General features: G+C 72.0%; 7 protein-coding genes. 2 read left to right on the top strand and 5 right to left on the bottom strand.

What is annotated here, in order from left to right; genetic code table 11:
* Positions 1-12 precede the first annotated feature (12 nt).
* Together HMPREF3086_RS14890 and HMPREF3086_RS19120 are read right to left on the bottom strand one after the other, a co-directional pair.
* Positions 13-1,311 (bottom strand): glycoside hydrolase family 3 N-terminal domain-containing protein, encoded by a 1,299-nt coding sequence (locus HMPREF3086_RS14890; protein WP_070722694.1) that lies wholly within the window; start codon positions 1,309-1,311, stop codon positions 13-15.
* A 99-nt stretch (positions 1,312-1,410) separates the two neighbouring features.
* Positions 1,411-1,554 carry a hypothetical protein gene (locus tag HMPREF3086_RS19120; RefSeq protein ID WP_007631416.1) on the bottom strand — a complete coding sequence of 48 codons (144 nt, stop codon included), beginning with the start codon at positions 1,552-1,554 and terminating at the stop codon, positions 1,411-1,413.
* Positions 1,555-1,587: 33 nt separating this feature from the next.
* On the opposite strand from HMPREF3086_RS19120, the gene HMPREF3086_RS14885 reads away from it, so the two are divergent.
* Together HMPREF3086_RS14885 and HMPREF3086_RS14880 are read left to right on the top strand one after the other, a co-directional pair.
* Entirely contained in the window at positions 1,588-2,889 is a 1,302-nt protein-coding gene (locus tag HMPREF3086_RS14885) for an APC family permease (protein WP_070722698.1), read from the top strand.
* The gene (locus tag HMPREF3086_RS14880) at positions 2,886-4,022 is read left to right on the top strand and encodes an NAD(P)H-dependent flavin oxidoreductase (RefSeq protein WP_083324466.1); all 1,137 of its coding nucleotides are present in this window, start codon (positions 2,886-2,888) and stop codon (positions 4,020-4,022) included. Before HMPREF3086_RS14885 ends, HMPREF3086_RS14880 begins: the two co-directional genes overlap by 4 nt.
* 22 nt (positions 4,023-4,044) lie before the next feature.
* On the opposite strand, the gene HMPREF3086_RS14875 is transcribed toward HMPREF3086_RS14880, so the two are convergent.
* From HMPREF3086_RS14875 to HMPREF3086_RS19110, 3 genes are all read right to left on the bottom strand, one after another.
* Entirely contained in the window at positions 4,045-4,512 is a 468-nt protein-coding gene (locus HMPREF3086_RS14875; RefSeq protein ID WP_070722692.1) for an SRPBCC family protein, read from the bottom strand.
* A 102-nt stretch (positions 4,513-4,614) separates the two neighbouring features.
* Positions 4,615-4,770, bottom strand: coding sequence for a hypothetical protein (locus tag HMPREF3086_RS19115; RefSeq protein ID WP_165928431.1), 156 nt, complete (start codon positions 4,768-4,770; stop codon positions 4,615-4,617).
* Positions 4,771-5,124: 354 nt separating this feature from the next.
* On the bottom strand, positions 5,125-5,286 hold the full coding sequence (locus tag HMPREF3086_RS19110; protein ID WP_157076973.1) for a hypothetical protein: 162 nt from the start codon (positions 5,284-5,286) through the stop codon (positions 5,125-5,127).
* Positions 5,287-5,575 lie beyond the last annotated feature (289 nt).

Here is a 5,575-nt window from a genome sequence, read left to right as displayed (position 1 = left end):
CCCCGACCCGGGTCACGCCGGCAGGGGCGCCAGGCCCGCCCGCGGCGGGAGGTCGCGCAACGGCGGGGCCAGCGAACCGTCATGCTCGAGCAACCCGGTGGCGGGGCCGCCCACGCACACCGGAATTCCCCGCAGGGTCGCCATGCGTTCGAGCGACCGGTCCAGCGCCCGCCGGCTGAGGGTGCCGTCGGCCACGGCGCGTTCGACGGCGTCCAGGGTCTCACCGAGCCCGGCCGTCGTGATCCACAGCGGGGAGTCCGCCCCGGCGATGAGGGATTCGGTCACGGCGGTGGGCAGCGCGAACGCGTCGGTCACGGCGCGCATGCCGGACAGGTCGTCGGTGAAGATCGGGCCATCGAAGGGCGGGGCGCCGTAGCCGTGGCCCTCTCGCAGCAGCCGGTACGCGGCGGGCGAGAGCGACGCGGGCCGGTCGACCCCGGTCAGGCCGGGGACCTGCTGGTGGCCGAGCATCATGCCCGCGCCGGGGGTCCGGGCGAGTGCCGCGAAGGGCCGCAGATCGTGGGTCATGAGCTGGTCGAGCGGGGGCACCGTCACCGAGCGGTGGTGACTGTCGCCGGAGGAGCGTCCGTGCCCCGGGAAGTGCTTGAACACCGGGGCGATGCCAGCGTCACGCAGGCCGGCGGCGAACGCACGGGCATAGGACACGACGCGGGCGGGGTCGGGGGAGAAGGAGCGGTCACCGATCACCGCGCCGTCCGGCTGCTCGGACACGTCGAGGGAGGGCGCGAAATCGACGGTCACGCCCATCCCGCGGAGAAACTCCCCTCGGGCGCGGGCAGCCGCCCGGACCTGATCGGGGCTCATGGTCGCGGCCATCACGCGGGCGGACGGCAGCGGGCCGGCATACGGCGCGATGCGGGAGACGCGCCCGCCCTCCTCGTCGATCGCCACGAGCAGGGGTAGGGGCGAGTCGTGCTGCAGTCGGGCGAGCCCATCGCCGGAGACCACCTCGCCCACCACGTCACCGCCGAGGAAGATGCCGCCGATCGAATGCTGTTCGACCGCTCGACGGGCGTCGGCCATCGAACTCACGCCGACGGTGAACAGCTGGGCGATCCGCTGACGCTGCGTCAGCCCGTCCAGCGGCGATACGCATCCGGGCGGGGGTGCCGACCTGTGGCCACCGGGATCAGCGGCCGGGGCGGCAGTCGCCTGCGGAGCAGGAGCGGCCGGGGCGGCGGCGGTGGGGTCCGAGCCGGGCGCGGCGGGCTCCCCGGGGGCGCACCCGACCAATGTCAACCCCGCAGTGAGGGCGGCCACCGCCACACGGAGCCGGCGGATGGGGGACACGCCCCCACTGTATCCGGGGTCGACTCGGGGACCGCGCTGGTCCCGCGCACTCCGACCATGGGTGGTGTCCCAGGGGCGCCCGGGCGTCCCGGCATCGGGTCAGCGTCCGACCATCTCGAGCGCTCTGCTGCCGAAATCGATCGCCTGCCCGACGCTGCCCCTGCCGCCGGAGACGTGTTCGGAATTGACCAGTGCCCGGGGCAGGGCTGAATCGCGGCGGGGGACCACGGTCGAGGAGTTCACGTCTCGTCCACCTGCGGCTGCGATGGTGTGTGGATGGACTCGACTCTCGACCGCAGACTGGGGCCGTCCGATGCCGTCGTGGTGGGCCTCGGTGCCATGATCGGGGCGGGCGTGTTCGTGGCGTTCGCGCCCGCCGCCGCACGCGCCGGCTCATGGGTGTGGGCCTCACTCGCGGTGGCCGCCGTGGTGGCCGTGTGCAACGCCCTGTCCTCAGCTCGCCTGGCAGCGCAGTTCCCCGCGGCGGGCGGGACCTACGTCTACGGTCGCGAACTGCTCGGCCCGCTGCCGGGGTTTCTCGCCGGCTGGGGATTCGTGGTGGGCAAGACGGCGTCCTGCGCGGCGATGGCCCTGACCGTGGGCCTGTACCTCTGGCCGGAGCAGTCCTCGGTGGTCGCCGCGGTGGCCGTGCTGGCGCTGACGGTGCTGTCGGTTCTCGGGGTGCAGCGCACGGCCACGGCGTCGAAGGTACTGGTCGGCGTCGTGCTGGCGGCACTAGCAGTGTTCGTGGTGGCGGCGTTCGTCTCGTCGGCCGGCTCATCGGCAGTGCCAGGGGCGGCGGCGCCCGCGGCAGTGCCCGCCGTCGACGGAGAGGCGTTGCCCGGGCGCATACTCGGCGTGTTGGGCGGCGCGGGGTTCTGCTTCTTCGCCTTCGCGGGGTACGCCCGCATCGCCACGCTCGGGGAGGAGGTGCGCGATCCGAGCCGCACGATCCCGAGGGCGGTCGTCATCGCGATCAGCGTCGTGATCGCCGTCTACGCGATCGTTCTCGCCGCGACGGTCCACGTGCTCGGGGTGCAAGGCGTGGCCGCGAGCGCCGCGCCCGTACTGGACGCCGCTGAAAGGGTCCCGGCCGGGGAGGTGCTCGCGCCCGTGGTGCGGATCGCCGCCGGGATCGCCGCGCTCGGGGCCCTGCTGGGCGGAGTGCTCGGCGTCTCCCGCACAACCCTGGCGATGGCGCGGGACCGGCACCTGCCCGCTCCGCTGGCGGCAGTGCACCCCACCACGCGGACGCCGTACGTCGCCGAGATCTGCTTGGGCGTGGTGGTGGCCGTGATCGTCCTGGCGGCCGACGTACGGCAGGCGATCGGGTTCTCCTCCTTCGCCGTCCTGATCTACTACCTCGTCGCGAACACCGCGGCCCTGCGTCTTGATCGACGGCGCCGCGGACTGCCGGCCTGGGTGCCGGTGCTCGGCGCGGTCGGATGCGTGATCGTCGCCGGGAGCCTGCCCTGGCAGTCGGTCGTCGGAGGCCTCGTCGTCTTCGTCGTCGGCGGTGTGGTCTACGCCGTCACCCGCCCCAGGGCGGTGACCCCGGGCGTAGCGTCACGGGCATGACCGAGCACCAGACACAGTCCGACCGGGCCCCGCAGGGCCAGAACCACCGCCGCCTGCTCCCGTCGCATCTGCGCCGGCCCGTGATCGGGGCGCCGATGGCCGGCGGCCCCACGACGCCCGAACTCATCGCCGCGGTGGGCGAGGCGGGGGGCCTGGGCATGATCGGCTCCGGTTACCTCGACGCCGCCGACACCAGAGCGGAGATCGGGCGCGTCCGCGAGCTCACCGACGCGCCGTTCGGCGTCAACGTGTTCCTGCTGGATCGCGCCGACTCCGACGCCGCGCTGGCGGCGGCGGGCGGTCCCGAGGCGGTCGAGCGCTACGCCGAGGCGATCGGGCCGGTCGCCAGGCGGCTCGAGGTGGCCCTCGCGGAGTCGCCGGGATTCACCGACTTCGACCAGGAAGCCACGCTCGCCGCGCTGCTGGACGACCCGGTCGCGGTGGTCTCGTTCACCTTCGGCATCCCGGAGCCCGGCATGGTCCGTGCTCTACAGGACGTGGGCACGGCCGTGGTCGTGACGGTGGCCGGCGTCGCCGACGCGCGTCGGGCTGTCGAGGCCGGGGCGGACTGGCTGTCGGTCCAGAGCGCCGAGGCCGGCGGGCACCGGTCCACGACCACCGTCGGCGAGGAGCCCGACGACATCACGACGGTCGAGCTGACGCGGGCGGTGCGCGACGCGCTTCCCGAGGTGCCGTTCGTCGCCGCCGGCGGGATCAGCACCCCGCACGACGTCGCCGCCGTGCTCGCGGCCGGTGCGGACGGTGTCCAGCTCGGGACCGTGCTGCTGCGCACCCCGGAGGCGGGCACGAACGCTCTGCACCGGTCCGCTCTCGGCGATGCCCGGTTCACCGAGTCGCGGCCGACCCGCTGCTACACCGGTCGCTACGCCCGGGCGCTCGTCAACGAGTTCGTCGCGGAGTTCCACGAGGCCGCGCCGGCGGCGTACCCGTACCTGCACCTGCTCACGGGTCCGATGCGCAAGGCCGCCGCGCAAGCGGGCGACATCGAGGTGCCGCCCCTGTGGGCGGGGTCGCGGTGGCGGGCCGCCGACGCCTACGCCGACCAGCCGGCCGCGGAGGTCGTCGCGGAGCTGTGGGACCGCGCGGGCGAGCAGGCGGGCCGGGCCGAGTAGGTCAGGTACGCGCCCACGGCGGCTAGGAAGAGGAGGCCCGCCGTTCGGCCTCGGCCGCGATGTCGGCGAGGTCCTGCTCCATGGTCTTGCGGGTGGACTTCTCGGCGAACTTTCCCATGAGCCCCATGACGACGCGGGAGACCGCGGGAGCGTGGGCAGTCTCGGCTCCGAAGCGCATCCGGAGCGTCGACCCGCCCTCGGCGTCGGGTGTGATGGTGAAGACGGTCGTGTACTTGGTCCCGCCGTTCTCGGCGACGATCGTGGTGGAGTGAGGCGGCTCGGCGGCCATCACCATCATCTCCTCGGTGGCCTTCATCCCGAACATCTTGCGGGTCTCGCGCCACCGCAGGCCGGGCTCATAGGGGCCGGTCGTGAGGATTTCGACCGCCACTACCCCGCTGAGCGTCCGGTGCGCCTCGGGGATGTCGGTGAGCACGGACCACACGGTGTCCGGGTCGGCGGCGACGTGGCGGGACAGGTCGAGCTCCATGGCCCCGAGTGTAGTGAAATGCACGGCGCCGGCATCCGTCCGAAGACGAATGCCGGCGCCGGGGTGTTGAAGGCGGGCGCTAGTGGCCCGCAGTCAACCAGATCAGGACAGCGAGCCCGTGATCTGGGTGACGAAGCCACCGAGGGTCTCGAGGACGTCGGCGAAGAGGCCAGCGCCCGCGTCGACGACCTGCGAGCCGGTGTTCACGGCGTCGGAGCCGGTGGCGAGGCCGGGGAGGAAAGTCTGGATGGAACCCATGGTGATGGTCCTTTCGTCAGGGGCGGCGCCGGATGCGCCGCTCGGTCTGGCGTGAGGATCCTGCGGACCGTTGGTCCCTCAAGATCTCACCACCAGACGCTACGTAGCTGGCCGGGCCGTTTCATCCGCTCGGACGCCGAAGAGGGCCCAAGGTCCGAGGGAATCGTTTACTTTTGCAGGTGAAGTCGCGGTCTCGGTTAATGTGATCTAGATCACTTCACGCGTCGCACTATGTATCGAGTGATCCGGCGAAAAGGGGGAGGGCCGGCTGAAATGTACGACACCGGCACCCGCGCGAGGCGGCTGCCGGTGTCGTTGCGTAGATCTGGACCCGAAGGCCCGGGATCACTCAGCTCAGAGCGAGCCGACGATGTCGCCGAGCGAGCCGGTGACGGTGCCGTAGACGCCCTTGGCCGCGGTGGAGCCGGTGCTGACGAAGCCCTGGGCCGCGGTGGAGCCGGTGTCGATGAGGCTGTTGAAGAAGCCGAGGATGCCGTTGAAAATCTGCTCGATCATGTGATGATCCTTTCGCTCTGAGCGGCGCCGGGGTGCGCCGCTTCCGTGGTGCAGTCCTGCTTGCGGACTCGTGAGGTACATCCGGATCCGGGTCCGAGTCGTTACCCGACATCGGTGACAGGCCTGCCCTGTGGGCGCTGGCGCCGACGTCGGAATCTTTATCAACCGACGTCGGAGGTCCGCAAACATTTATGGTGTGATCTAATGCATATTTCGCCGAATGCCGTGCGCAGTGACTGGAGCTGTGGGGTGCGCCACGGATATCAGCGGCGCCGGCGCCCGTGGATGG

This window comes from Dietzia sp. HMSC21D01, assembly GCF_001815995.1.
GTDB classification, from domain to species: Bacteria; Actinomycetota; Actinomycetes; order Mycobacteriales; family Mycobacteriaceae; genus Dietzia; species Dietzia cinnamea.
This window is presented reverse-complemented; position numbering and strand designations above follow the sequence as displayed.

Coding starts and splice junctions, on each gene's coding strand:
- HMPREF3086_RS14885 (WP_070722698.1), top strand. CDS start 1,588: ATGGACTCGACTCTCGACCGCAGACTGGGGCCGTCCGATGCCGTCGTG.
- HMPREF3086_RS14880 (WP_083324466.1), top strand. CDS start 2,886: ATGACCGAGCACCAGACACAGTCCGACCGGGCCCCGCAGGGCCAGAAC.
- HMPREF3086_RS14875 (WP_070722692.1), bottom strand. CDS start 4,512: ATGGAGCTCGACCTGTCCCGCCACGTCGCCGCCGACCCGGACACCGTG.
- HMPREF3086_RS19115 (WP_165928431.1), bottom strand. CDS start 4,770: ATGGGTTCCATCCAGACTTTCCTCCCCGGCCTCGCCACCGGCTCCGAC.
- HMPREF3086_RS19110 (WP_157076973.1), bottom strand. CDS start 5,286: ATGATCGAGCAGATTTTCAACGGCATCCTCGGCTTCTTCAACAGCCTC.